Origin of the sequence: Streptomyces sp. NPDC059850, assembly GCF_042731515.1 — a bacterium.
In the GTDB taxonomy this organism is placed as follows: domain Bacteria; phylum Actinomycetota; class Actinomycetes; order Streptomycetales; family Streptomycetaceae; genus Streptomyces.
On record NZ_JBHWJI010000029.1, the window covers coordinates 47,384 to 71,676 of the forward strand.

The following is a 24,293-nucleotide window of genomic DNA, read 5'->3' on the forward strand; positions in this document are numbered from 1 at the left end:
AAATGATCGAGACAGTGTTCCGGTGCGACGACCTCCCCAAGGCGGACCGGTTCGACTACTGGCGCGAGCAGATGACGAACCTCATCGCGCCCATGGAAATGAGCAGTGACCACACCCGCGACTTCCAGGGCGAGGCACGCGTCCTCGAACTCGGCGCCGCCCATGTGTGGCCCACGAAGTTCCACCCGATGCGCTTCCGGCGGACGCCGAAGCTGATCCGGCAGTCGGATCCCGAGCTGTACCACTTCTCGTTCCTCCAGCGGGGGAACCTCCAGGTCTCCCAGGCCCGCCAGGAGACCGCGTACGGCCAGAACGGCCTGTACGTCGTCGACACCTCACGCCCCTACGAATGCGTGGCGTACGGCGACGCCCCCATCGGGGTGGGCCTGGAGATACCGAAGGCGCTGATCCCCCTCCCCGGCGACCGGATCGACCCGCTGCTCGCCCGCCCCATCCCCGGACACGAGGGGATCGGCGCCCTGCTGGGCGGCTTCCTCACCCGGCTGGCCTCGGACAACGGCACGTACCGCCCCTCCGACGGGCCGCGCCTGGGGACCGTGCTGATCGACCTCGCGGCCAGCCTGCTCGCCCACACCATCGAGGCCGAGAGCGCCCTGGCGCCCGAAACCCACCGGCACACCCTGATCCTGCGGGTGCAGAACTTCATCCAGCGGAATCTGCACGACCCGGAGCTGACCCCGGCCGATGTCGCCGCCGCGCACCACATCTCCGTCAGCTATCTGCACCGGATCTTCCGCGCCCAGGACACCACCGTCTCCCGGTGGATCCGGCAGCAGCGCCTGGACCGCGCCCGGCGGGACCTCGCCGACCCCGGGCTGGCCACCGCCCCGCTCCACGAGATCGCCGCCCGCCAGGGCTTCGCCCACGCCGCCGTCTTCAGCCGCGCCTTCCGCGCCGCGTACGGCATGCCGCCGAGCGACTACCGGCAGCTGGCGCTCGGGGGGTGTCTTCCGGATCAGGCCGGGCTCCCGGCCTGATCCGATGACACCCCCTAGGTCCGTGTGTGCCGGACGCACCCCCGTGACGTCCGGCACACACGGACAGCGTCCGCAGGCCAGCAGCTGGCCCGCGCTCCCCCCGACAGAGCGGGACGCCGTGCCTCCAGCGTGCCGTAGTGCCGCACGGGTGTCATTGACCGACAGTGGCCTCTTCCTTGGTCCTGAGTGAACCGCCCGCCGTGTGGCGACCCGGGGCTCAGGCCCCCGGTCCGGGCCAGAGCCCCTCGGCGGTGAGCCCCAGCAGCTCGATCGCGTTGCCCCGGACGATCCGCTCCACCACGTCCGGCGCCAGGTGCCCCATCTGCGCCTCGCCGACCTCGCGGGACTTCGGCCAGGTCGAGTCGGAGTGCGGGTAGTCCGTCTCGTACAGGACGTTGCCCACCCCGATCGCGTCGAGGTTCCGCAGCCCGAACGCGTCGTCGAAGAAGCAGCCGTAGACGTGCTCGGCGAACAGCTCGGACGGCGGGCGCAGCACCTTGTCCGCGACGCCGCCCCAGCCCCGGTTCTCCTCCCAGACCACGTCGGCGCGCTCCAGGATGTACGGGATCCAGCCGATCTGGCCCTCCGCGTACATGATCTTGAGGTTGGGGAAGCGCTCGAACGTGCCGCTCATCAGCCAGTCGACCATCGAGAAGCAGCAGTTGGCGAAGGTGATGGTGGAACCGACCGCCGGGGGCGCGTCGGCGGAGGTCGAGGGCATCTTGGACGACGAGCCGATGTGCATGGCGATGACCGTGCCGGTCTCGTCGCACGCCGCGAAGAAGGGGTCCCAGGCGTCGGTGTGGATGGAGGGGAGCCCGAGGTTCGGCGGGATCTCCGAGAAGCAGACGGCGCGCACCCCGCGCGCGGCGTTGCGCCGCACCTCGGCGGCGGCCAGCTCCGGGTCCCACAGCGGGATGATGATCAGCGGTATGAGGCGGCCGCGCGCCTCGGGGCCGCACCACTCCTCCACCATCCAGTCGTTGTACGCGCGCACCCCGAGCAGCCCCAGCTCGCGGTCGGACGCCTCGGTGAAGGTCTGCCCGCAGAAGCGGGGGAAGGTCGGGAAGCAGAGCGCGGACTGGACGTGGTTGACGTCCATGTCGGCCAGCCGGTCGGGCACCGCGTAGGAGCCGGGCCGCATCTGCTCGTACGTGATGGCCTCCAGCCGGACCTCGTCGCGGGCGTAGCCGACGGCGGTGTCGAGCCGGGTCAGCGGGCGGTGCAGATCCTCGTACACCCACCAGTCGGCGATCGGCCCGTCGTCGCCGGGCGCGCCCATCTTGGGGGCGAACTTGCCGCCGATGAAGGTCATCTCCTTCACCGGCGCCCGGACGATGCGCGGACCGATGTCGTGGTACTTCGACGGGAGGCGGTCCCGCCAGACGTGAGGGGGCTCAACCGTGTGGTCGTCCACCGAGATGATCTTCGGGAAGCTCTCCATGCCGTTCACGGTAGCGCCGATCTGACGGAGTGTCAGTTATCGGGGCTGTTATCGGGGATGGCTGTTATCGGGAACGGCAGTTATCGCGAGACAGGTTCGCCTTGTTGTCGGAAGCGGGTTCGCCGCGGCTTCCCCGCATCGTCGCCGCGCGTTCTCCCGCGCCCCAGCGATCACCGTGGCAACGCATACACCGCGCCACACACCATGGGCACTTCGGACAACTATGGCGGGCTTGTGGAGGACGCGGGGGCCCTACTGACGCGGAAGGCGTTGACAAGGCAAACTGGCCCGTGCGACGGGGAAGGACAGGCGAGGGGGAGACCATGGACGGCGAAAGGGAGCGAGTGCCGGGACAGCACTTGTACTTCACCGTGCTGGGCCCTGTCCGGGCCTGGCGGGGCGACGAGCAGATCAGCACCGGTTCGCCGCAGCAGCGCGCCCTGCTCGCCGCGCTGCTGCTGCGCGGCGGGCGCACCGCGACCGCGCCCGAGCTGGTCGACGGCCTGTGGGGCACCGAGCCGCCGGAGGCCGCGATCGCCGCGCTGCGCACGTACGCCTCGCGGCTGCGCAAGGCGTTCGGGCCGGACTCGGAGATCCTGGTGAGCGAGTCGGGGGGCTACGCGATCCGGATCGGCCTGGCCGCCCTGGACACCGATGTGGCCGAGCAGCTGACGGCCGAGGCGGAGAAGGCGCAGCACTCCGGGGACCGCACCCGGGCGCGCGACCTGTTCAACCGGGTCCTCGACCTGTGGGACGGCGAACCGCTGGCCGGAGTGCCGGGCCCGTACGCGGAGACCCAGCGCACTCGCCTCGACGAGTGGCACCGCTCCCTGATCGAGACCCGGCTCGACCTGGACCTGGAGCTGGGCCACCACTCCGAGGCGGTCTCCGAACTGACCGCGCTGACCGCCTCGTACCCGCTGCGCGAGCGGCTGCGGGAGCTGCTGATGCTGGCGCTGTACCGCAGCGGGCGGCAGGCGGAGGCGCTGGCCGTCTACGCCGACACCCGGCGGCTGCTCGCCGACGAGCTGGGCGTGGACCCGCGCCCCGAACTGTCCGCGCTGCACCAGCGGATCCTGGAGGCCGACGCGGAGCTGGCGGTCGCCGCGCACGCCGCCGACGAGCCGAGCGGCGGCACCGCGAGCTTCGTACGCCCCGCCCAGCTGCCCGCGACGGTCTCGGACTTCACCGGGCGGGCCCCCTTCATCAAGGAGCTGAGCGACCAGCTCGCCACCGCCGAAGGGCGTGTCATGGCCGTGTCAGCGGTCGCGGGCATCGGCGGCGTCGGCAAGACCACCCTGGCCGTGCACGTCGCGCACGCCGCGCGCCACCAGTTCCCGGACGGCCAGCTCTACGTCGACCTGCAGGGCTCCGGCCCCCTGGTCGCCGACCCCGGCGCGGTGCTGGGCTCCTTCCTGCGCGCCCTGGGCACCGCCGACAACGCCATCCCGGACGGCGTCGAGGAGCGCTCCGCGCTCTTCCGCTCCCTCCTGGACGGCCGCCGCGTCCTGACGCTGCTGGACAACGCCCGCGACGCCGCCCAGGTGCGCCCCCTGCTGCCCGGCACCCCGGGCTGCGCGGCACTGATCACCAGCCGCCACCGGATGGTCGACCTGGAGAGCGCCCACCTGGTCGACCTCGACGTGATGAGCCCCGAAGAGGCGCTCGTCCTGTTCACCCGCATCGTCGGCGAGGAGCGGGTCGGCTCCGAGCGGGACGCCGCCATGGACGTCGTAGCGGCCTGTGGCTTCCTGCCGCTGGCCATCCGTATCGCCGCCTCCCGGCTGGCCTCCCGCCGCACCTGGACCGTCTCCGCCCTGGCGGGCAAGCTCGGCGACGAGCGGCGGCGGCTGGACGAGCTGCGCGCGGGTGACCTCGCGGTCAAGGCCACGTTCGAACTCGGCTACGGCCAGCTGGAGCCGCAGCAGGCCCGCGCGTTCCGGCTGCTGGGCCTGGCCGACGGGCCGGACATCTCGCTCGCCGCGGCGACGGCCGTGCTCGACATGGACGTCGACGACGCGGAGGACCTGCTGGAGGGCCTGGTCGACACCAGCCTCCTGGAGTCCGCCTCCCCCGGCCGCTACCGCTTCCACGACCTCGTCCGGCTCTTCGCGCGCGCCTGCGCGGAACGGGACGAGATGCCGCCCGCCGAGCGCGACGCGGCGCTGTCCCGGCTGCTGGACTTCTACCTGGCCTCCGCGGCCCGCGTCTTCGCCCTGGCCCGCCCCGGGGACCGGCTGGTCGACCACCTGGAGCCGACACGCTACCCGGGGCTGGACTTCCAGGACCCGGCGGCCGCGCTCGACTGGATCTTCACCGAGGCGCACTGCCTGCTGGCCTGCATCCAGCAGTCGGCGACGGGGGACACGCTGCGGCGCGCGGCCGATCTCCTGCTGGCCACGAAGGATGTCGGCGAGTCGGGCGCCAACTCGTACCAGTACGAAGTCGCCGCCCGCACCGTGTGCGAGGCCGCGGTCGCCGCGCGGGACACCCACGCGGAAGCCCGTGCCCGCATGATGCTGACCCACATGTACCGGATGGCCAGCAAGTTCGACCGGGCCGACGCGGAGGCACGGCAGGCCATCGACCTCGCCGACGACGACCCCGTCCCCGGCTGTGAGGCGCCCAACGACCGCGGGATCATCGCGCTGTACCAGGGTCGCTACCAGGACGCCGAGGACCACTTCCGCCGGGCGCTGTCGGCCTTCCAGGCCGATGACAACCTCCCCGGGATCGCCGGGGCGCTGTGCAACGTCTCCCGGGCGCACGCCGCGATGGACCTGACCGACAGCGCCATCGACCTCGCCTCCCAGGGCATCGAGATCTACAGCGGCCTGGGCCTCTCCCTGCGGGTGGCGAACGGCAAGTTCGCCCTGGGCATCGCGCTCCACCACGCGGACCGCCACGCCGAGGCACTGGAGCAGCTGACCAGCGCCCTCGAACTGTTCCGCGAGAACCGGCAGCGGCTGTGGGAAGGCTCCACCCACGCACGGCTCGCCGAGGTCCACCTGTCCGCCCACCGGCCGAGGGAAGCCGCCCTCCACGCCGAACAGGCCCTCGCGCTGCGCTTCGTCGGCGGCGAGTTCCGCCGCGGCACGGTGCTCAAGGTCCTCGGCCAGGCCCTGGACCTGATGGGCCAGACGGACCGGGCCCGGGCCTGCTGGCAGGACGCCCTGACCATCTACGAACAGCTGGGCGACACGACCCACGCGGACGAGGTGCGCGGGCTGTTGAAGCCCTCGGTGGTGGCGTAGCGGTCCTGGTTCAGGACGTTCATCAATCGTTTATCACGGACCGGCAGTCTTATTGCTGTCGATCCGTCCCCGCGGGGGGCAGACGGGTCGGTGAAGAGGCCACTTCTTGCCTCGTTAGGGTGAGCGGCCTTGCGTGCCCGTCCGGCGACCCACGGGGGAGTCGCCGGACGGGCGTTGTGCACCCCAATGAACCGAGCCCGATGGAGTTGATCCTGTTGAGCCAGGACAAGAAGCCCACGTCTGACGCCTTCCGGCCGCTCGACAACCATCCGGACAGCGCGACCCTCACCACGATGGACAACCATCCGGACAGCCCGTCGCCGCTGACCACCATGGACAACCACCCGGACAGCACGACCAAGAAGGCCAAGGCCGTCACGGCGGACAACCACCCGGACAGCCCGGCTCCGGTGACCACCATGGACAACCACCCGGACAGCACCACCGCGTAGCACATCCCGGTCACAACCCCACGGGGGACGCGGGGAGAACGGGGAGAACGGGGAGAACGGGGACCGGCCACGGCGGCACGGAGGGGAAGCCACCGCCGGCCGGTCTCCGGCATCAGCGAGCTGCCAATGCCTCTGGTCGCGCCAATCTTCGATCGCTTCAAGACAGAGCGTCGAACAATTGCACCATTTTTCACCGGCTGGGATATGAACCAGCGATTACCACCTTTTGCTCGTCACGGAGGTCCTGACATGACTCGCTCCACCAAGGCTGTCCTCGCCATAGCCTTTACGGCCGCCCTCGCCGCGGGCACGGCGGCCCCGGCGATGGCCGAGAACCACCCGGACAACGCGCGCACGGTCGTTCAGGACCACTTCCCGGACAGCGCGAACCCGGTCGTTCAGGAGAACCACCCGGACAGCCCCGCCCCGCTGGCTCCGGCCTTCGGGACGAGCGAGGCCGGTCGCTGACGATCGGTTCCGGACGGACCACGACGTGGGGCCCAGCCATAGCGGCTCGGCCCCACGTCGCCGTGTTCAGCGCGCACGCCCCCGCAGGCTGCGCTTGAGGACCTTGCCGCTCGCGTTGCGCGGCAGTTCCGGCAGGAACTCGACCTGGCGCGGCACCTTGTAGTTGGCCATCTCGCGGCGCGCCCAGGCGATCAGGCCGTCGGCCGTCACGGCGGAGTCCGGGCGGCGGACCGCGTACGCCTTGGCGACCTCGCCGAGGCGGGCGTCCGGGACGCCGACGACGGCGACATCGGCGATGTCCGGGTGACGGGCGAGGAGTTGCTCGATCTCGGCGGGATAGGCGTTGAAGCCCCCGACGATGAACATGTCCTTGATCCGGTCGGTGATCCGCAGATTGCCCTCCGCGTCGAGGACACCGATGTCACCTGTCCGCAGCCAGCCGTCCGGCGTGATGGCGCGGGCGGTGGCGACCGGGTCCTCGAAGTAGCCGCGCATCACATGGAAGCCACGGACCAGCACCTCGCCGGGGGTGCCCGGCGGGCGCGGGCCGCCCAGCGGGCTCACCACCTTGACCTCGGTGTCCGGGATGGCGCGGCCGGAGGTGGCGGCGATGGTCTCCGGCGGATCGCCCCGGCGGCACATGGTGACGGTGCCGGACGCCTCCGTCAGTCCGTACGCCGTCAGCACGGTGGCGACGCGCAGTTCGGAGCGCAGCCGCTCCACCAGCTCCAGCGGGACGACGGCGGCGCCGGTGACGACCAGGCGCAGCGTGGACAGGTCGTGGGCGTCGCGCGCCGGGTGGTCGAGGATCGCCTGGTGCAGCGTCGGCGGCCCGGGCAGCACGCTGACGCGCTCGGCGGCGATGCGGGCGAGCGCGGTGTCCGCGTCGAAGACCGGCTGCGGCACCATCGTCGCGCCGCGCGTCAGACAGGCGAGGACGCCCGCCTTGTAACCGAAGGTGTGGAAGAAGGGGTTGACGATGAGATAGCGGTCCCCGTGCGCCAGCCCCGTCACCTCGCTCCAGGTGTCGTAGACCCGCAGCGTCTGCCCATGCGTGATGACCACGCCCTTGGGGTCGCCCGTGGTGCCGGAGGTGAAGGTGATGTCGGAGGGGTCGGACGGGCGTACGGAGTCGGCCCGGGCCCGTACGGCGTCCGGCGGTACGGACTCGCCCGCCGCCAGGAAGTCCTTCCAGGTGCGGAAGTCGTCGGGCGCGTCCCCGGCGAGGACGATCACCTCGCGCAGATACGGCAGCCCCGGCAGCGGAACCCCCTGGCCGGGCCCCTGCTCCGCCGCCCGCCGCAGCGCCGCCACGTAGGAGGCGCCCAGGAAGGTGCCGGTGATGAACAGGTGGGTGGCCCGGGTGCGCCGCAGGACGTACGCCGCCTCGGCGCCCTTGAAGCGGGTGTTGACCGGGACGAGGACGCCGCCCGCGGTGACCGCGCCGAGGGCCGCCACGATCCAGTCGGTGGTGTTGGGCGCCCAGATCGCGACCCGGTCGCCGCGCTCGACGCCGGAGGCGACGCAGGCGGCCGCGGCGCGTTCGATACGGGCGCCGAGTTCGGCGTACGAGATCCGCGCGCGGCCCTCGACAACGGCCTCCGTCGCCTCGCCGTAAGCCCGCGCCGCGTCGCGTATCAGCGCCGGGATGGTCTGCCACTGAGCCATGAGACGCCTCCGCACCCGGATCCCACTAGCTGACTGTCCGTCAGATTAGCGGTAGCCTTCCCCGCTGTCAGCACCGGTGACCGCGACGTACGGAGGTGGCCATGGGCCTGAAGGACGCGACGGCGATCGTCGGTATCGGCCAGACCCCGTTCGCCAAACGCCTCCCCGAATCCGAGAAGGCCCTCGCCTGCCGGGCGATCCTGGCCGCCCTCGACGACGCCGGAATCGCCCCCTCCGAGGTGGACGCCTTCGCCTCGTACACCATGGAGGAGACCGACGAGGTCGAGGTCGCCAAGGCGATCGGCGCGGGCGACGTCACGTTCTTCAGCAAGGTCGGCTACGGAGGCGGCGGTTCCTGCGCGACCGTCGCGCATCTGGCCGCCGCGATCGCCACCGGGCAGGCGGGCGTCGGGGTGGCCTGGCGCTCCCGTAAGCGCGGCAGCGGGCCCCGGCCCTGGTCCAACACCCGCGTCCAGCTGCCCACCCCCGCCCAGTGGACCCGGCCGTACGGACTGCTGCGGCCCGCCGACGAGATCGGGCTGCTCGCGCGGCGCTATATGCACGAGTACGGCGCCACCCGCGACCACTTCTTCAACGTCGCGCTGGCCTGCCGCAACCGCGCCAACCAGAACCCCGCCGCGATGATGTACGAACGCCCGCTGACCCGCGAGATGTACATGACCGCCCGCTGGATCAGCGAACCCCTGTGCCTGTTCGACAACTGCCTGGAGACGGACGGCGCGCTGGCCTGCGTCGTCGTCTCCGCCGAGCGGGCCCGCGACTGCGCCCGCCCGCCCGTGTACGTCCACTCCGCCGCCCAGGGGCTGCCCGCCCAGCACCACGGGATGGTCAACTACTGGAACGACGACCCACTGACCGGGCCCGCCTGGACCGCCGCCCGACACCTGTGGAAAACCGCCGACTTCGGCCCGCAGGACGTGAACGTGGCGCAGATCTACGACGCGTTCACCCCGCTGATCCCGCTGTCCCTGGAGGGCTACGGCTTCTGCGGGCGCGGCGAGGGCGCCGCGTTCACGGAGGGCGGCGCACTGGAGGTCGGCGGGCGACTGCCGCTCAACACGGGCGGCGGCGGGCTGAGCGAGGCGTATGTGCACGGCTTCAACCTCATCACCGAGGGGGTCAGACAGCTGCGCGGAACCAGCACCGCCCAGGTCCCCGACGCCCGGACCTGCCTGGTCACGGCGGGCGAAGGGGTTCCCACATCAGCCCTGCTGCTGAGGAGTTGACCCATGACCACCGAACCACCGCTGGAGCTGCTCCGGCCCGTACCCGACGAGGACGGCGCCCCCTTCTTCGACTACGCGGCGCGCGGGGAGCTGCGCGTCCAGACCTGCACCGGCTGCGGCGAACCGCGCTTCCCGCCCCGGCCCTGCTGCCCGCACTGCCAGTCCTTCGACAGCCTGTGGACGAGGACGAGCGGGCGTGGCCGGATCTGGTCGTACGTCCTGCCGCATCCGCCCCTGCTGCCCGCCTACGCGGCCCAGGCCCCGTACAACGTGATCCTCGTCGAGCTGGCCGAGGCCCCCCGGATCCGGCTGGTGGGCAACCTGGTCGACTCCCCCGGCGCCGCGCTCAACTCCGTCGACCCGGCGCGGATACGCATCGGCGCGCCCGTACGGGCCGTCTTCCACCCCCTTCCGGGCGGGCCCACGGTGGTGCGCTGGCTGCTGGAGCGGCCATGACGGTCACGAAGGAGATCCGGGACGACGGGGTCGCGGTCGTCACCCTGGACCGGCCCGAGCGCCACAACGCCATCGACCTGGCGACCGCCGCCGAACTGGCCTCCGTATGGCGGGAGCTGCGCCGGGACGAGTCGGTGCGGGCGGTGGTGCTCACCGGGGCGGGCGAGCGGGCGTTCTGCACCGGGATCGACCGCACGGTGACCGTCCCGCAGCCGCCGTCCCCGTACGCGATGGACGATCCCCTGCGGGACATCGGGCCCAAGGCGAACGACCTGTGGAAGCCGGTCGTGGCGGCGGTGGGCGGGATGGCGTGCGGCGGGGCGTTCTATCTGCTGGGCGAGGCCGAGTTCATCGTCGCCGACGAGACCGCCACCTTCTTCGACCCGCACACCTCCTACGGGATGGTCAGCGCGTACGAGGCCGTCTACATGGCGCAGCGCATGCCCGCCGGGGAGGTCGCGCGGATGGCGCTGATGGGGACCGCCGAGCGGGTCTCGGCCGGGCGGGCCTATGAGACGGGGCTGGTCAGCGAGGTGGTGCCGCCGGGCGAGGCGGTGGCCGCGGCGGTACGGGCCGCAGCGGTCATCGCGGCATACCCCACGGAGGCGGTCCAGGGCACCGTACGGGCGCTGTGGGCGGCCAAGGAGGCGGCGCTGTCCCAGGCGCTCGCCCGGGCCCCGGAGCTGATCACCCTGGGGAACCTGCCGCCGGACGCGCAGGCCGCGCTCTTCGCGGCCCGCACGCCCGGCTTCCGTACGCGGTGAGTCGGCGCCCGGTGAGTCGCCGCCCGCCGAGTCAGGTCGTGTACTTGGAGGAGAGGCTGATCTGGCAGGTGTACTGGGTGCGCTTGGTGATGGTGTAGCTCGCGGTGGCCGTGAACGTCTCGCTCTGGCCGGGCAGCACGGTCACGTCCTGGCTGTCGTAGCCGAGCAGCCCGTCGCTCCCGTACTCGTTCCACTTGGTGCTGACCGAGTAGCGGAAGCTGCGGGTGGTGTCGGTGTTGGTGACCGTGATGTCGTACTTGAACTGGCTGGTCGACTGGTCGTAGCGGCAGTTGGTGCCGCTCGTCTCGCTGGTCGCGTCCGGGTTGTAGGTGGGCGGCGCGGAGTAGGTGTACGAGTCCGAGGGCGTCGGGGCGCCGTAGGACGGCAGGTCCGAGGGCCCGCTCGGCAGATCGGTGGGGATGTCGGTGGACACGCCACTGGGGTCGGACGCGGGCTCGTTGCCGCCGCTCGTACCACCGGAGACGAATCCGTTGTCGCCACCGCCGAGGCCGCTGCTCTTCTTCTTTCCGCATCCGGTGAGCGATCCGGTGAGCGCGAGAAGCCCGACCAGGGAGACGGCGAGCAGGCGTGAGGAACGGCTTTGCATGGAATTACCCCCGTGGAAAAGCTGTAATCAAGCCAATCCGCGATGGATTGACAAGTGCACGCCACCCTAGCCAACGGGTGCCCCTACCCCAAAGTCACCTCGGCGGATCGTGACTCAGTAGACGGACGCGACCTCGCACCGCACGACGTTCCGGGCCTCCAGCGGATCGTCGAGCGGTACCCGGACGGCCTCGGTCCGCCCTGCGGGGACGCGTACGTTCTCGCTGCCCCGGGTCACCTCGGCACCGTTCTTGTCGAGGAAGGTCATGTCGACGATGTACAGCTCGGACGAGCCCGAGCGGTTGCGCACCTTGACCGTGGCGGCCGGGTCGCCGTCCTTGTCCCGCCCGGCGCAGGTGACGACGGTCGTCTCCGGCTCCTTGGGCGACGCGCTCGCCGTACCACCGGCGGACGGGGTGGAGCCGTAGCGGTTGGTGTCGCGGTAGCGGGTGCCGCCGGAACCGGAACCGTAGTCAGAGTCGGAATCGGAGTCGGAGTAGCCGCCGGAGTTCGAACCGGAACCGGACTGATGCGAGCTGGAACTGGAGCAGCCGCCTCCGCCGCCCCCGCCGCTCCCCCGGCTTCCGCGCGACTTGCCCTTGAACCCGGTGAGCGCCACCAGCACCACCATGAGCACGGCCGTGAGCCGCAGACCTCTCCGCATGACGAACCACTTCCCCCGTGTCAGTGAACGCGGATCACCGTAGCAGGGGTTGTCAGGGACACCGCCGTTATGGGCGCGCCGAGGGGCGGGACTGGCCGGTGCCCTTGACCGCGTCCAGGGCGTAGACACAGCGGTCCTTGCTGCACGCGTACACCACACCGCCCGCCGCCACCGGCGAGCCGGTGATCTCGCCGCCCGTGGCCAGCTTCCAGCGGAGCTGGCCGCCCGCCGCGTCGACCGTGTACAGGCAGTGGTCGGCAGAGCCGAAGTGGACGCGGCCGTCCGCGACCACCGGGGAGCCGATGACCTCGCCGCCCGCCGCGAAGCGCCACTTGGGGGTGCCCGTGACCGCGTCGAGGGTGTACAGGGCGCTGCCGCTGCCCAGATGGACGGAGCCATCGGCCACCAGGACCGGTTCGACCGAGCCGCGCGCCTCGGTGGCGATGCGCCAGCGGTCGCGGCCGTTCGACGCGTCGAGGGCGTAGACCGTGCCCAGGTAGTCGGCGACGTAGATACCGCCGCCGGTCACCGCGGGCCCCGGCGCGTACGCCGGGGGGCTCAGGAAGACGGCGGGCGCCTCGAAACGCCACCGCACCTCCCCGCGCGCGATGTCGATCGCCAGCACCCGGGTACCGGCCGAGACGTACACGACCCCGTCGGGCGCCGGGAGCAGCCGCAGCGGCACGCCGCCGCAGGACGCCGTGTCGCCGACCGGGTACGACCAGCGCTCATGGCCCGTACGCGCCTCCAGGGCGCGCAGCCGGGCGTCCTGCCACACGTAGACCGTGCCGTCGTGGACGGCCGGACCGGACTCGGGCGTCTCGAAGTCGGTCTGGATGCCCTGCATCTCCCACAGCAGCTCGCCGTTGGCCGCCTCCCAGGCCTGGACGCCGCCGCCACGGGTGCCGGTGACGACCGTGCCCCGGTCGACCTTGAGCGAGTAGACCCAGCCGTCCGTGGACAGCCGCCACCGCTCGGAGCCGTCCGTCGCGTCCAGCGCGTACAGGGTGGGGCCGTCGGAGGCATGGATACGGCCGCCCTCGACGGCCATCGCCCACGCCACGTCGCGGGTCTTGAACTGCCGCCGACCGGTGGCCACATCGAGCGCGTGCACCTCGAACGAGGTGACGTAGAGCAGGTCCCCGGCGACGGCCGGGGTGCCCCACACGTCGTTCGACATACGGAACCGCCAGGGCCGCCAGCGGCCGTGGCCCGCCGCGCCCGGCTGCTCGGCCGCGTCGGTGGCCGGGGAGTGGGAGGGCGGCGGGACAGCGCCCGCGGCCTCGCCACCGCTCACCCCACCGGTCGTCAGACCGGTCGGCGGCCGCACCCAGCCCGTGGCCGGGCCGGTGTCGTGCCTCGGCTGCGGGTCGCGCGTGACGGACGCGTGCAGCCCGGGACCGATGGCCACCTGGGAGTTGTGCAGCCGGACCGGCCCGTCGGTCCCGGTGGGCATGGGCCCGGGCGCCGGAGCGGGCGCGGGTGCGGAAGGCACCGGAGCGGAAGGCACAGGTGCGGACGGGCCGGGCGAGGACGGCTGCGCGGGCGGCGCCGCGTGCCGCCCGGGGCCGATGGCGCCCAGCGCGTTCGACGGACCGGCCGCCTGGTCCGCGCGCAGGCCGCCGCGCGGATCGCCCGCGCCCACCGGCTCCCAGCCGCCCGCTCCGGCGGGCGCACCGTGCCGACCGCCGCCGCGCCCGTCGGCCCCGGCAGGGGCGTACGAGGGCGGTGTGGGCGGCCGCTCGGGCGGCAGCGGCACGGACGGGCGGCTCCCGGCCCCGCCGCTCCCGGCGGGGCGGGAGGAGCCGGACGGCGGCCGCGCACCACGGGCCACCTGGTTGCGTCCGCTGCGCTTGCGCTCGATGAGCGCGACCGCGCCGCCCGGCAGCCAGGCCGAGGCCGTACCGCTGTCGTCGGCGTTGGACGCGAAGAGATGCGGGGCCAGCTGCGACTGCAAATCCGCCGGGGACGGCCGCCGGTCGGCCTCCATCTGCATGCACGACTCGATGAGCGGCCGCAGCTCGTCCGGCAGCCCGAGCAGGTCCGGACCCTCGCGCAGCAGCATGAACACGGTCTCAACCGGGTTCGCGCCGTGGAAGGGGGCGTGCCCGGTGGCCGCGAAGGTCAGGGTCGAGCCGAGCGAGAAGATGTCGCTGGCGCCCGTCACACTGCGCGAGTCGCGCGCCTGCTCGGGCGACATATAGGCGGGCGTGCCCACGGCGACGTTGGTCATCGTCAGCCGGGTGTTGGAGACGCCCGAGGCGATACCGAAGTCGATGACGCGCGGGCCGTCCTCGACGACCAGCACGTTCGACGGCTTCAGATCCCGGTGGACCAGGCCCGCGCCATGGATGGACTGCAGCGCCTCGGCGACCCCGGCCGCCAGCCAGCGCACCGCCTGGGCGGGCATCGGCCCGCACTCATTGACTATTTCCTCAAGGGACGGCGCGGGGACGTAGGCCGTGGCCAGCCAGGGCACCGCGGCGCGCGGATCGGCGTCCACGACGGCGGCCGTATAGAAGCCGCTGACCGCGCGGGCCGCCTCCACCTCACGGGTGAAACGGACGCGGAACAGCTGGTCCTCGGCCAGCTCGGTCCGGACCGTCTTGATCGCGACCCGTCGGCCGGACGCCGAACGTGCCAGATAGACGAGCCCCATGCCGCCCGCGCCAAGCCGGCCCAGCACCTCGAAGGGACCGATCCGCCTCGGATCGTGCTGCGTCAGCTGCTCCACCACTTGCCTGCCACCTCCCCGTGGGGGCCCCAAAAAATACAGCCCCGTGCAGCGTCTCACCGACAAACCAACCGGCGGCACGCATCCTGCATTCTCTCTGGCGAAGGCGGCGGTTGCGAACCCGGGGGCGATTCGTCGTGTCATCGGGCGATACGGAGCCGGAGCCCATCCGGTTCGACCGACCGGCCGCCGGACCGCTCTCAGCCCCGCCCCGCCCCGTTCTCCGTTGTTCCGGAGTCCGCCGACGAGGTGTCGATGACCGCGAAAACCGCGCCCTGATTGTCCGCTAGGACCGCGAAACGCCCGTACGGCGTATCTTCGGGCCCATTGAGGACCCGCCCGCCCAGCCGTTGGGCCGTACGCGACACATGATCGCAGTCCGCCACCACAAAGTACGTCAGGAAGTGCGCGGGCAGTTCGGCCGGGTGCCCTTCACCCATCACGACCCGTGCGGCGACGGCGTGACCGGGGTCGGCGGGCTCGCCGCGCGGCGACCACAGCACGCCGACGCCGGGCACCGGAGTCGCCTCGTACTCGAAGACCGTCCGGTAGAAGGCGTCCACCACCCGCGGCTCCCGGGTGTGGACCTCGGTCCAGCCGTACGCGCCGGGTTCGTCCCGGCGGGCGAAGCCGGGGTGGCTGCCGGTCTGCCAGAGCCCGAAGACCGCGCCGCCCGGGTCGGCGGCCGTGGCCATCACGCCCAGGTCGTCGATCCACCGGGGCGCGACGATCACCCGGCCGCCCGCCTCCCGGATCCGGGCGGTGGCCTCGGCGGCGTCCCCGGTGGCGAGGTAGACGTTCCAGACGGTGGGCATCCGGCCGTCGGACTTGGGGACCAGCGCCGCGACGTCCTTCCCGCCGAGCCGGGCCCAGGTGTACGGGCGGTAGCCCGCGGTGCCCTCGGTGAAGGTCCAGCCGAACAGCTCGCCGTAGAAGCGGCGGCCCGCCGCGAGGTCCGGCAGCATCACATCCGCCCAGCAGGGCACGCCTTCCGCGCAAGCGACCATGGCCCGAGTCCTCCCGCGTCCCGCGTATGCGCGGCCTTTGCCGCATTTGCCACGCTAACGGGGGATCGCCCCGTCTGCCCGCTCCGAAAGTCGAAATATTTGGCCAATCCTTGGCCGTTTCCGCCAGGCTCCGACCGGGTCATCCACGCTTCTTATCCACAGCCTGTTGATAACACGATTCACCCGCATGGCTGAGCGGTGATTGACGGCTTGACGGCCTCCGAGCGGCCCTCGGATGGGGCCGGAATCAGCCATTCCGAGCTGCGGCGGAGGGCTCACAAACCCCCTCATCCCGCACGAACCCCATTTGCACGCAGTCGAATCGCGCTTCGATCACCCCTCGGTAAGCTGACGGCATGACAGGACAAGTACGCACCGTCGACGGTCGGGTGGCCGGTCGTCGCGGGCAGGCGACGCGGCAGAAGCTGCTCGACTGCCTCGGCGAGATGCTCAGCACATCCCCGTACCGAGACGTCAAAGTCATCGATGTCGCCCGCAAGGCAGGCACCTCACCGGCGACGTTCTACCAGTACTTCCCCGATGTGGAGGGCGCCGTCCTCGAGATCGCCGAGGAGATGGCGAAGGAGGGCGCGGGCCTGACCGATCTGGTCGCCGGGCGCTCCTGGGCGGGCAAGTCCGGCGCCACGGCCGCCGACGAGCTGGTCGACGGCTTCCTCTCCTTCTGGCGCAAACACGACGCCATCCTGCGCGTGGTCGACCTCGGCGCGGCCGAGGGAGACAAGCGGTTCTACAAGATCCGCATGAAGATCCTCAACGCCGTCACCAACTCCCTGACGGACGCGATCAAGGAGCTTCAGTCCAAGGGCCGGTACGACAAGGACGTCCAGCCGGCCGCCGTGGCGGGCTCGCTCGTCGCGATGCTGGCGGCGGTCTCCGCCCACCAGAAGGGGTTCCAGAGCTGGGGGGTCAAGCAGGCCGACCTGAAGCCGAGCCTGGCCCTGCTGGTGCACCTGGGGATCACCGGTCGCAAGCCACCGAAGTAGCGCCTCGGCGCTCACCACGGCGCCCCCGTGCCCGTACGCGCCCCCGCGCGCATCCGCGCGCCGACGCCGGCCGGGCCCGGTCGGCGGGCCAGCACGTCCTGTCATGTCACGGCGGACCACTCGACCCGAGTGGTCCGCCGTGGCCGTTTCCGCGCGGGCGCTCGCCGCTGCCGGGGCTCCGCCCCGGACCCCGCTCCTCAATCGCCGGAGGGGCTTGGTTTCGCGTACCCGGAACGGGGTGCGGGTGCGCGGTTCGTCCGGTGGGTGGTGCCGGGGCGGGGCCTCCGGGGCAGGGCCCTGGACCGTCTATTTACGGCGCCGGAGCCGTGGAGCGTTGGGTGGGCCGGAAGTCCACGGCGCCACAAATACACGTGGTGTCCAGGACCCCACCCCTGCGACCCCACCCCTGCGCATCGTCGGCGTCTGCACCCCGGTGGCCCCGCCCCCACCCGTTTGTGGGCAATCGTTCCGCCGGGGGCACCTCCCAGCGGTAGCTGGGGGAGGAACGGGTGGGCACAACCCGGCCACCGGCCCGCACCCGGCGGCGAAACCTACGGCTCCCGCCCGGGCGCCGGTTCCAGGCGGAAGAGGCGGATCTGGCGGGATACGCGGGCCTGGTAGCTCGCGTACGGCGGCCAGAAGGCCACCACCGCCGACCAGGCCCGGTCGCGCTCCGGGCCCTCCAGCAGGCGGGCCCGGACGCGGATGTCGCGGCCCTGCCAGCTGATCTCCGCGTCCGGGTGGCGCAGCAGGTTGGCGGTCCAGGCCGGATGGCCGGGGCGGCCGAAGTTGCTGCCGACCAGGAGCCAGCCGCCGTCCTCCTGCGGCATGCACGCCAGCGGCGTACGGCGGGGCAGCCCGGACTTCGCGCCGCGCGCCGTGAGGATCACCCCCGGCAGCATCCGCGCGCTCGGCAGCACCCGGCCCCGGGTCAGCCGGTGGACGGCGCGGTCGAGGGCCGGGACGACGTGCGGGGCGAGCCGCGCGAAGGTGCGCCCCGAGGACACCTTCTGGACGAGCCGCGTCATCCGCATCAGGCCGTCACCGCCGTGGCGAAGAGCCCGTCCCGGTCGGCCGCCCGCGCCCGCAGCCGGTGCGCGGGGCCGAACAGCAGCTCGTCGGAGGCGGCCCGCTTGAGGTACAGCTGCGCGTCGTGCTCCCAGGTGATGCCGATGCCGCCGTGCAGCTGCACGGCCTCGCCCGCGGCCGCCCGCTGCGCCTCCAGGGCCGCCGCGAGCGCCAGCGGGCCCGCGACCCGGCCCTCCTGCCCGTCGGCCGCCCACGCCGCGTAGTACGCCGCCGAGCGGGCCGACTGGACCATCACGTACACATCGGCCAGCCGGTGCTTGACCGCCTGGAAGGAGCCGATCGGGCGGCCGAACTGCTCCCGGGTCCGCACGTGGTCGACCGTACGGGCGAGGGCCGCGTCCGCCGCGCCCACCGCCTCGGCGGCGAGGGCGGCCGCCGCCGGTCCGCCCAGCGCGGCCAGCGCGCCCGCCACGTCGGCGCTGTCTTCGCCCAGCAGCTCGGCCGGGACGTCCCGCAGCTCGATACGGGCCTGCGGCCGGGTCTCGTCCAGCGCGGTCAGCCGGGTGCGGACCAGCCCGGGCGCGTTCCCCCGTACGGCGAAGACCAGGACGCGGCCGCGCGTATAGCCCCCGGTGCGGGCGGCGACCAGCAGCAGCCGCGCGCTGTGCCCGTCGAGCACCTGCTCCACCTGCCCGTACAGCCGCCAGCCGCCATCCCGGACCCGGGCCTGGACACCCCCCGCGCGCCCGCCACCCGCCCACTCCGCCGCGTCCAGGGCCGCTCCCCAGGGCCCCGCCGGGACGGCGACGCCCGGCGTGCTCCCCCGGCTACCGCACGCTTCCCCTGACGCCACGGGCTGGTCCGGCGCCACCCCGTGGACCAGCCCCAGCACCGCGGGCAGCGCCCGGCCCGGGACCGCGAGGGCCGCCGTCAGGGCGCCGTCCGCGATGCGCGGCAGCAGTTCGGCGCGCTGGGCGGCGGTCCCGAGGGCGGCGAGCAGGGGCGCGGCGAACACGGCGGTGGCCAGCAGCGGCGAGGGCAGCAGCGCGCGCCCGGTCTCCTCGCAGGCGAGCGCCAGCTCGACGGGACCGCAGCCGACGCCGCCGTACGCGGTGGGCAGGGCGAGCCCGGGCAGGCCCAGCCGCCTGGCGAGAGCGCCCCACAGCGCCTCGTCGTATCCGGCGGCGGTGCGGACGGCGGCCCTGACCTCGTCGCCGCCGCACCGCCCCCGCAGCAGCTCGCGCAGGGTGCGCCGGATCTCCTCCTGCTCCTCGCTGAGCGCGGCATCCATCGGACCTCCCGTTGCTGACGACCCGTCATAATAGCGTCAGATCTGATGTACCGTCAGATGCATGACGCCTGCTCCCCGCAAGGTCGCCGTCGTCGGCGTCGCCCTCGCCGACTGCGGGCGCGTCGACGGCCCCACCCCCTTCGCCCTGCACGCCCAGGCCGCCCGCCGCGCGCTCGCCGACTCCGGTCTCGACCGGTCCGTGGTGGACGGCTTCGCCTCGGCGGGGCTCGGCACCCTCGCCCCCGTGGAGGTGGCCGAGTACCTGGGGCTGCGGCCCGGCTGGACCGACTCGACGGCCGTCGGCGGCGCCACCTGGGAGGTCATGGCGGCGCACGCGGCGGACGCCATCGCCGCCGGGCACGCCCGCGCCGTCCTCCTCGTCTACGGCTCGACCGCCCGCGCCGACATCCGGGCGGGCCGCCGGACCGCGAACCTCTCCTTCGGGGCGCGCGGACCACTCCAGTTCGAGGTGGCGTACGGCCACACCCTGATCGCCAAGTACGCGATGGCCGCGCGCCGCCATATGTACGAGTACGGCACCACGCTCGAACAGCTCGCGGACATCGCCGTTCAGGCACGCGCCAACGCCGCGCACAATCCGGACGCGATGTTCCGGGATCCGATCACGGTCGACGACGTACTGAGCGGGCCGATGATCGCCGACCCGTTCACCAAACTGCACTGCTGCATCCGCTCGGACGGCGGCTGCGCGGTGCTGCTCGCGGACGGGGAACTGGTGGCGGACACGGCCCGGCCGCCGGTGTGGGTGCTGGGCTCGGGCACCGCCGTCTCGCACTCCGCCATGTCGGAGTGGGACGACTTCACCGTCTCGCCCGCTGCGGCCTCCGGCCGGGCGGCCTTCGCGCGGGCGGGGGTGCGGCCGTCGGAGATCGATGTGGCGGAGCTGTACGACGCGTTCACCTATATGACGCTGGTGACCCTGGAGGACCTCGGCTTCTGCGCCAAGGGCGAGGGCGGCGCGTTCGCGGCGGACGGGCGGCTGACGCTCGGCGGCGCGCTCCCGGTCAACACCGACGGCGGCGGCCTGTCCGCCTGCCACCCCGGGATGCGCGGGCTGTTCCTGCTGGTCGAGGCGGTACGGCAGCTGCGCGGCGAGGCGGGTGAACGGCAGGTGCGCAAGGCGGGCGGGCGGCTGCCGGAGCTGGCCGTGGCGTCGGGGACGGGCGGCTGGTTCTGCTCGTCGGGGACGGTCGTGCTCGGGCGCGGCTGATCCGCTTGCCCTGCCCGGCGCCGGGTGATCGGATGGTGCTCCCATGAGCGACGCACACGACGACGAGGCCTTCCGGGAGCTGCTGCGGGGCCTGCGCGTCCCGCACGCGGCCGAACTGCCCGTATTCGAACCCGCCCAGGCCCCGGACGCGCCGCTTCCGCTGTTCCGGCGGTGGCTGCGCGAGGCCGCCGAGGGCGGCGAACCGGGCCCGCACACGATGATGCTCGCCACGGCCGGAGCGGACGGCCGCCCGTCCCTGCGCACCGTGATGCTGCGCGGCGCCGACGCCCACGGCTGGCACTTCGGCACCCATCGCACCAGCCGCAAGGGGAGCGAGCTGGCCGAGCACCCGTACGCGTCGCTGGGCTTCCACTGGATGCGCGCCGGACGCCAGGTCCGCATCAGCGGCCGCGTCACGCAGGCCCCGCCCGAGGAGAGCGCGGCGGACCTGCGCGGCCGCTCCCCCGCCGCTCTGGCGGCCGCGCTGGCCGGGTCGGGGCGGCAGAGCGCGGTGCTCGGTTCGTCCGAGGAGCTGGAGACGGCCTTCGCGGACGCGTACGAGCGGGCCGGGCGCGAACCGGACGCCACCGCCCCCACCTGGACGCTGTACGCCCTGGAGCCGGACGAGGTGGAGTTCTACCAGGAGGAGGCGCGGCGGCGGCACGTACGGCTCCGCTACCGCCGCGCCCCGGAGGAACGCGGCGGCTGGCGGCGCGAACTGCTCTGGCCGTAGGGCCCCTCGTACCGCCTGAGGTCAGCTCAGCCGCACCGGCAGCGCCCGGTGGCCATTGACGATGACCGACGGGGAGCGCTCCAGCGGCCCGTCCGGGTCGGCGAGCCGCAGACCGGGGAAGCGGGCGAAGAGTTCGCGCAGCGCGATCGTGGTCTCCAGGCGGGCGAGCGAGGAGCCCGGGCAGCTGTGCGGGCCATGGCCGAACGAGGAGTGCCGGGGGCGGCGCGCGATGTCGAAGCGGTCGGCGTCCGCGCCGTGCTGGACGCGGTCGCGGCCCATGCCCCCGTAAGAGATGACCACGCCCTCCCCCGCGCGCACGAGGGTTCCGGCGACGTCGATGTCCTCGGTGGCGAAGCGGAACAGGAAGTTCAGCGCCGGGGCGTCCAGCCGCAGGCTCTCCTCGACCACGTCGTCCCAGCTGTAGCGGCCGGTGCGGATGAGGTCGAGCTGCGCGGGGTCGTCCAGCAGCGCCCGTACGGCGTTCACGATCACATGGACGCTGGTCTCGTGCCCGGCCGTGATCATCACCTGGATGGTGGCGATCAGCTCCTCGACGGCCTCCTGTGACGGTTCGTCGCCGAGTTCGGAGAGCAGCGCGCTGGTGAGGTCGGCGCCGGGCTCGTCGCGCTTGAGCTGGACGAGCCGCGCGATGTAGTCGTACAGCGCCTGGATGGTGGCGAGGACGGTCTCGGGGGCTGCCTTGTCGTCGAAGAAGCTGTCGTACAGCTTCCGCAGCGGCCGGTGCCATTCGGTCGGCATGCCGAACAGCTCGCCGACCACGGTGATGGGCAGCGGGAACGCGAACGTGTCCTTGAGGTCCACCACCCCGCCCGCCCCCTCGGCCGAGGCGGCCTCCGCCGTGCGGTCGAGCAGCTCACGGGTGATCTCCTCGACGCGGCCGCGCAGCGCCTCCACCCGCTGCGGGGTGAACTCCCGGGCGACCGGGCGGCGCAGCCGCCGGTGCTCGGGGCCGTCCGTGCTGACCATGGAGGGCCCCAGGTCGACCAAGCCGATCAGCGGCCAGTCCGGGGGGATCTCCCCGCGCGTCCAGGCGCCCCACTGGCCGATGTCCTTCACGAAGCGGCTGTCGCGCATCACCTCGCGGGCGGGCGCGTCATGGGTGACGGCCCAGGCGGGCACCCCGCCCGGCAGCTCCACCCGGACCACGGGCCCGGCTTCGTAGAGGAGTTCGCTCTCCTCGGCGGACGTACGGATCGTCGGGTCGAGCAGGAAGGGCCGTTCCCCTGTCAGTTTTTCTGTCAGGTCCTCTGTCAGTCCCAACCGAAGCCTCCGGTGTATGAGTGGGCGGGCGTATAGGTGACGGGCAGCGAGGTCAGGCCGCGCAGCCACGGCGAGGGGCGCCACCGCAACGCGTCGGCGGGCACGGCCAGTTCCACGTCCGGCAGGTGCTCCAGCAGCGTCTCGACGGCGGTGTGGGCGACGACCTCGGCGATCCACTGGCCCGCGTACGGGCACCGGTGCTCGCCGTGGCTGTACGACATATAGGCGTTGTGGCCCTCCGGCCCGGCCGCCCCGGCCATCCCGGCCATCCCGGCCATCCCGGCCGCCTGGGGGCGTACGTACGGGTCGGTGTTGGCGCCCGCGAGCCCGAGCAGCACCAGGTCCCCGGCCGGGATGCGGGTCGCGCCGAGGACGGTGTCCTGGGTGGTGAACCGGCCCGCGAAGATCTGCACCGGGGTGTGGTCGCGCAGCACCTGGTGCATGGCCTGGCGGACCGAGCGGCGGCCGCCGCCCATGTCGGCGGCGTAGTCGTGGTCGGTGAGCAGCAGCCACAGGGTCATGCCGATCCAGTCCATGCAGGGCTGGTGTCCGGCGAGGGTGAGGACCATCAGGTCCTCGACCACCTCCTGGTCGGTGAGACCGGCGCGGTCGGCGAGCATCCGGGAGGTGGCGTCCGGGCCCGGCGTCTTCCGTTTACGGGCCACCAGCCGCTCCATGGTGCCGCGCACCTCGATCTGCCCGCTCAGGGCGTCGGGGCCGCCGTCGACCATGTCGTTGATGGGCTTCACCAGGGCGACGCCCTCGGAGTCGGACAGGCCGAGGACGCGGCTGAGGGCGAGCACGGGCAGCGGATGGGCGTAGTCGGCGATCAGGTCGGCCCGGCTGCCCTCGCTCAGCTTCTCGATCAGACCCTGCGCGAAGGTCTGGGTCGCGTCCTGTATCTGATTGAGGTCGACCGTTTCGAGGGAGGACCCGACCGCTCCGGCGCGCCTGCGGTGTTCATCGCCCTCCCGGTAGAGCAGCGACCCGTTGTCCTCGACCATGGGGCGCAGCGGCCAGTCCGGCGGGATCTGCGGCCACAGCTTCCAGCGGGCCGAACCGCGCCCGAACACCTTGGTGTTCTCGGTGACGCGCAGCAGTTCGCGGTAGCCGAGGACGAGCCAGGCGGGGACGCCGCCGGGGAGCAGCACGGGGGCGACGGGGCCGTAGGTGTTCCGCAGCTCCCGGTACACCTCGGCGGGCGTGTCCTGGAAGCGCGGGCCGAACAGCTCGGGGGCGTCGTGGTGGGACGCGGGCTGCTCGATGGGCGCGGCCTGTGGTGCGAAGGGGGCGCCGGGTTCGTCGCGTAAACCCGGCCCGTCTGGTGCGGCGGGTTCGTCGGACGGTGAGGTCGGCTGGGTCACGAAGCGGCCTCCTGGGCGGCGGACAGGGTGTGGAGATGGTCGAGCAGCGCCACCAGGACGTCCTTGCCCGAGGTGTGGGAGCGGGCGTCGCAGGCGACCAGCGGTATGCCGTCCGCGAGGTCGAGCGCGCCGCGTATGGCGTCGAGGCTGTGGTCCGGACTGTCGTCGAAGCGGTTGTGGGCGACGACGAACGGCATCCCCTTGCGCTCCAGGTGGTCGATGACGGGGAACGAGTCCGCCAGCCGCCGGGTGTCCACCAGGACCACCGCGCCCCAGGCGCCGACGAACAGGTTGTCCCACAGGAACCGGAAGCGGCTCTGCCCGGGGGCGCCGAACAGATACGTCACGATCCGCTCCGTGACGCTGATCCGGCCGAAGTCGAAGGCGACCGTGGTGGCCGACTTGCCCTCCACCCCGCCCACGTCGTCGACGCCCACGCCCGTCTCGGTCATCACGGCCTCGGTCGTCAGCGGGTCGATCTCGCTGACGGCCCGCACGAACGTCGTCTTGCCGACGCCGAAGCCGCCGGAGATCACGATCTTCACCGCGTCCCGGGCCGTATCGCTCAACGGCGCCTCGACGTCGGCCAAGGGGGCCT

The 24,293-nt window shown here is 72.7% G+C and carries 21 protein-coding genes; 10 read left to right on the forward strand and 11 right to left on the reverse strand.

All coding sequences use genetic code 11. From position 1 onward, the window contains the following. Positions 1-2: 2 nt before the first annotated feature. The gene (locus ACFV9T_RS23830) at positions 3-998 is read left to right on the forward strand and encodes an AraC family transcriptional regulator (RefSeq protein ID WP_385443628.1); all 996 of its coding nucleotides are present in this window, start codon (positions 3-5) and stop codon (positions 996-998) included. Positions 999-1,215: 217 nt separating this feature from the next. Here the strand turns inward: ACFV9T_RS23830 and ACFV9T_RS23835 are convergent, their stop codons facing one another. Next, positions 1,216-2,442, reverse strand: a complete 1,227-nt coding sequence (locus ACFV9T_RS23835) for an amidohydrolase family protein (protein WP_385443629.1) — start codon at positions 2,440-2,442, stop codon at positions 1,216-1,218. A 323-nt stretch (positions 2,443-2,765) separates the two neighbouring features. On the opposite strand from ACFV9T_RS23835, the gene ACFV9T_RS23840 reads away from it, so the two are divergent. The 3 genes from ACFV9T_RS23840 (at position 2,766) to ACFV9T_RS23850 (ending at position 6,616) form a co-directional block, all read left to right on the forward strand. Further along, on the forward strand, positions 2,766-5,696 hold the full coding sequence (locus ACFV9T_RS23840; protein ID WP_385443631.1) for a BTAD domain-containing putative transcriptional regulator: 2,931 nt from the start codon (positions 2,766-2,768) through the stop codon (positions 5,694-5,696). A gap of 200 nt (positions 5,697-5,896) precedes the next feature. Then, positions 5,897-6,148, forward strand: a complete 252-nt coding sequence (locus ACFV9T_RS23845; RefSeq protein ID WP_385443633.1) for a hypothetical protein — start codon at positions 5,897-5,899, stop codon at positions 6,146-6,148. A gap of 249 nt (positions 6,149-6,397) precedes the next feature. Continuing rightward, positions 6,398-6,616 (forward strand): hypothetical protein, encoded by a 219-nt coding sequence (locus tag ACFV9T_RS23850; RefSeq protein ID WP_385443634.1) that lies wholly within the window; start codon positions 6,398-6,400, stop codon positions 6,614-6,616. A gap of 66 nt (positions 6,617-6,682) precedes the next feature. On the opposite strand, the gene ACFV9T_RS23855 is transcribed toward ACFV9T_RS23850, so the two are convergent. After that, positions 6,683-8,284: a FadD3 family acyl-CoA ligase gene (locus ACFV9T_RS23855; RefSeq protein ID WP_385443636.1), complete on the reverse strand. Its 1,602-nt coding sequence runs from the start codon at positions 8,282-8,284 to the stop codon at positions 6,683-6,685. 101 nt (positions 8,285-8,385) lie between these two features. On the opposite strand from ACFV9T_RS23855, the gene ACFV9T_RS23860 reads away from it, so the two are divergent. The 3 genes from ACFV9T_RS23860 to ACFV9T_RS23870 are packed head-to-tail and all read left to right on the forward strand — an operon-like array spanning position 8,386 to position 10,751. Beyond that, a complete protein-coding gene (locus ACFV9T_RS23860; RefSeq protein WP_385443637.1) occupies positions 8,386-9,531 on the forward strand; it encodes a lipid-transfer protein in 1,146 nt (381 codons plus the stop codon). Positions 9,532-9,534: 3 nt separating this feature from the next. After that, positions 9,535-9,987, forward strand: a complete 453-nt coding sequence (locus ACFV9T_RS23865) for a Zn-ribbon domain-containing OB-fold protein (RefSeq protein ID WP_385443639.1) — start codon at positions 9,535-9,537, stop codon at positions 9,985-9,987. Continuing rightward, the gene (locus ACFV9T_RS23870; protein ID WP_385443641.1) at positions 9,984-10,751 is read left to right on the forward strand and encodes an enoyl-CoA hydratase/isomerase family protein; all 768 of its coding nucleotides are present in this window, start codon (positions 9,984-9,986) and stop codon (positions 10,749-10,751) included. Before ACFV9T_RS23865 ends, ACFV9T_RS23870 begins: the two co-directional genes overlap by 4 nt. 31 nt (positions 10,752-10,782) lie before the next feature. Here the strand turns inward: ACFV9T_RS23870 and ACFV9T_RS23875 are convergent, their stop codons facing one another. The 4 genes from ACFV9T_RS23875 to ACFV9T_RS23890 form a co-directional block, all read right to left on the reverse strand. Continuing rightward, positions 10,783-11,358: a hypothetical protein gene (locus ACFV9T_RS23875; protein WP_385443642.1), complete on the reverse strand. Its 576-nt coding sequence runs from the start codon at positions 11,356-11,358 to the stop codon at positions 10,783-10,785. 114 nt (positions 11,359-11,472) lie between these two features. Beyond that, on the reverse strand, positions 11,473-12,021 hold the full coding sequence (locus tag ACFV9T_RS23880) for a hypothetical protein (RefSeq protein WP_385443645.1): 549 nt from the start codon (positions 12,019-12,021) through the stop codon (positions 11,473-11,475). Positions 12,022-12,088: 67 nt separating this feature from the next. After that, positions 12,089-14,758, reverse strand: coding sequence for a PQQ-binding-like beta-propeller repeat protein (locus ACFV9T_RS23885; RefSeq protein ID WP_385443647.1), 2,670 nt, complete (start codon positions 14,756-14,758; stop codon positions 12,089-12,091). A gap of 197 nt (positions 14,759-14,955) precedes the next feature. Next, positions 14,956-15,762 carry a VOC family protein gene (locus ACFV9T_RS23890; protein WP_385443648.1) on the reverse strand — a complete coding sequence of 269 codons (807 nt, stop codon included), beginning with the start codon at positions 15,760-15,762 and terminating at the stop codon, positions 14,956-14,958. A gap of 356 nt (positions 15,763-16,118) precedes the next feature. Here ACFV9T_RS23890 and ACFV9T_RS23895 point away from each other — a divergent pair, with 356 nt between their 5' ends. Then, positions 16,119-16,766, forward strand: a complete 648-nt coding sequence (locus ACFV9T_RS23895; RefSeq protein WP_385443651.1) for a TetR family transcriptional regulator — start codon at positions 16,119-16,121, stop codon at positions 16,764-16,766. Between the two features lie 551 nt (positions 16,767-17,317). On the opposite strand, the gene ACFV9T_RS23900 is transcribed toward ACFV9T_RS23895, so the two are convergent. After that, positions 17,318-17,794 (reverse strand): nitroreductase family deazaflavin-dependent oxidoreductase, encoded by a 477-nt coding sequence (locus ACFV9T_RS23900; RefSeq protein ID WP_385443714.1) that lies wholly within the window; start codon positions 17,792-17,794, stop codon positions 17,318-17,320. 5 nt (positions 17,795-17,799) lie between these two features. Then, on the reverse strand, positions 17,800-19,086 hold the full coding sequence (locus tag ACFV9T_RS23905) for an acyl-CoA dehydrogenase family protein (RefSeq protein ID WP_385443652.1): 1,287 nt from the start codon (positions 19,084-19,086) through the stop codon (positions 17,800-17,802). A gap of 61 nt (positions 19,087-19,147) precedes the next feature. Between ACFV9T_RS23905 and ACFV9T_RS23910 the strand changes: the two genes are divergently transcribed. Further along, the gene (locus ACFV9T_RS23910) at positions 19,148-20,317 is read left to right on the forward strand and encodes an acetyl-CoA acetyltransferase (protein ID WP_385443654.1); all 1,170 of its coding nucleotides are present in this window, start codon (positions 19,148-19,150) and stop codon (positions 20,315-20,317) included. Between the two features lie 43 nt (positions 20,318-20,360). After that, positions 20,361-21,050 (forward strand): pyridoxal 5'-phosphate synthase, encoded by a 690-nt coding sequence (locus ACFV9T_RS23915; protein WP_385443655.1) that lies wholly within the window; start codon positions 20,361-20,363, stop codon positions 21,048-21,050. A gap of 21 nt (positions 21,051-21,071) precedes the next feature. Here ACFV9T_RS23915 and ACFV9T_RS23920 read toward each other — a convergent pair whose 3' ends face one another. Genes ACFV9T_RS23920 through ACFV9T_RS23930 form a run of 3 tightly spaced genes read right to left on the reverse strand, consistent with a single transcriptional unit; the run spans position 21,072 to position 24,285 of the window. Beyond that, a complete protein-coding gene (locus tag ACFV9T_RS23920; RefSeq protein ID WP_385443658.1) occupies positions 21,072-22,331 on the reverse strand; it encodes a cytochrome P450 in 1,260 nt (419 codons plus the stop codon). Next, the gene (locus ACFV9T_RS23925) at positions 22,322-23,695 is read right to left on the reverse strand and encodes a cytochrome P450 (protein ID WP_385443660.1); all 1,374 of its coding nucleotides are present in this window, start codon (positions 23,693-23,695) and stop codon (positions 22,322-22,324) included. Before ACFV9T_RS23925 ends, ACFV9T_RS23920 begins: the two co-directional genes overlap by 10 nt. Beyond that, on the reverse strand, positions 23,692-24,285 hold the full coding sequence (locus ACFV9T_RS23930; protein WP_385443663.1) for an ATP/GTP-binding protein: 594 nt from the start codon (positions 24,283-24,285) through the stop codon (positions 23,692-23,694). Before ACFV9T_RS23930 ends, ACFV9T_RS23925 begins: the two co-directional genes overlap by 4 nt. Between the last annotated feature and the right edge of the window lie 8 nt (positions 24,286-24,293).

Excerpts from the sequence above, each read along its gene's own strand:
- ACFV9T_RS23865 (WP_385443639.1), top strand. The coding sequence starts at position 9,535 with ATGACCACCGAACCACCGCTGGAGCTGCTCCGGCCCGTACCCGACGAG.
- ACFV9T_RS23880 (WP_385443645.1), bottom strand. The coding sequence starts at position 12,021 with ATGCGGAGAGGTCTGCGGCTCACGGCCGTGCTCATGGTGGTGCTGGTG.
- ACFV9T_RS23855 (WP_385443636.1), bottom strand. The coding sequence starts at position 8,284 with ATGGCTCAGTGGCAGACCATCCCGGCGCTGATACGCGACGCGGCGCGG.
- ACFV9T_RS23850 (WP_385443634.1), top strand. The coding sequence starts at position 6,398 with ATGACTCGCTCCACCAAGGCTGTCCTCGCCATAGCCTTTACGGCCGCC.
- ACFV9T_RS23890 (WP_385443648.1), bottom strand. The coding sequence starts at position 15,762 with ATGGTCGCTTGCGCGGAAGGCGTGCCCTGCTGGGCGGATGTGATGCTG.
- ACFV9T_RS23845 (WP_385443633.1), top strand. The coding sequence starts at position 5,897 with ATGGAGTTGATCCTGTTGAGCCAGGACAAGAAGCCCACGTCTGACGCC.
- ACFV9T_RS23835 (WP_385443629.1), bottom strand. The coding sequence starts at position 2,442 with ATGGAGAGCTTCCCGAAGATCATCTCGGTGGACGACCACACGGTTGAG.
- ACFV9T_RS23915 (WP_385443655.1), top strand. The coding sequence starts at position 20,361 with ATGAGCGACGCACACGACGACGAGGCCTTCCGGGAGCTGCTGCGGGGC.
- ACFV9T_RS23900 (WP_385443714.1), bottom strand. The coding sequence starts at position 17,794 with ATGACGCGGCTCGTCCAGAAGGTGTCCTCGGGGCGCACCTTCGCGCGG.
- ACFV9T_RS23910 (WP_385443654.1), top strand. The coding sequence starts at position 19,148 with ATGACGCCTGCTCCCCGCAAGGTCGCCGTCGTCGGCGTCGCCCTCGCC.
- ACFV9T_RS23875 (WP_385443642.1), bottom strand. The coding sequence starts at position 11,358 with ATGCAAAGCCGTTCCTCACGCCTGCTCGCCGTCTCCCTGGTCGGGCTT.
- ACFV9T_RS23895 (WP_385443651.1), top strand. The coding sequence starts at position 16,119 with ATGACAGGACAAGTACGCACCGTCGACGGTCGGGTGGCCGGTCGTCGC.
- ACFV9T_RS23905 (WP_385443652.1), bottom strand. The coding sequence starts at position 19,086 with ATGGATGCCGCGCTCAGCGAGGAGCAGGAGGAGATCCGGCGCACCCTG.
- ACFV9T_RS23870 (WP_385443641.1), top strand. The coding sequence starts at position 9,984 with ATGACGGTCACGAAGGAGATCCGGGACGACGGGGTCGCGGTCGTCACC.
- ACFV9T_RS23860 (WP_385443637.1), top strand. The coding sequence starts at position 8,386 with ATGGGCCTGAAGGACGCGACGGCGATCGTCGGTATCGGCCAGACCCCG.
- ACFV9T_RS23830 (WP_385443628.1), top strand. The coding sequence starts at position 3 with ATGATCGAGACAGTGTTCCGGTGCGACGACCTCCCCAAGGCGGACCGG.
- ACFV9T_RS23840 (WP_385443631.1), top strand. The coding sequence starts at position 2,766 with ATGGACGGCGAAAGGGAGCGAGTGCCGGGACAGCACTTGTACTTCACC.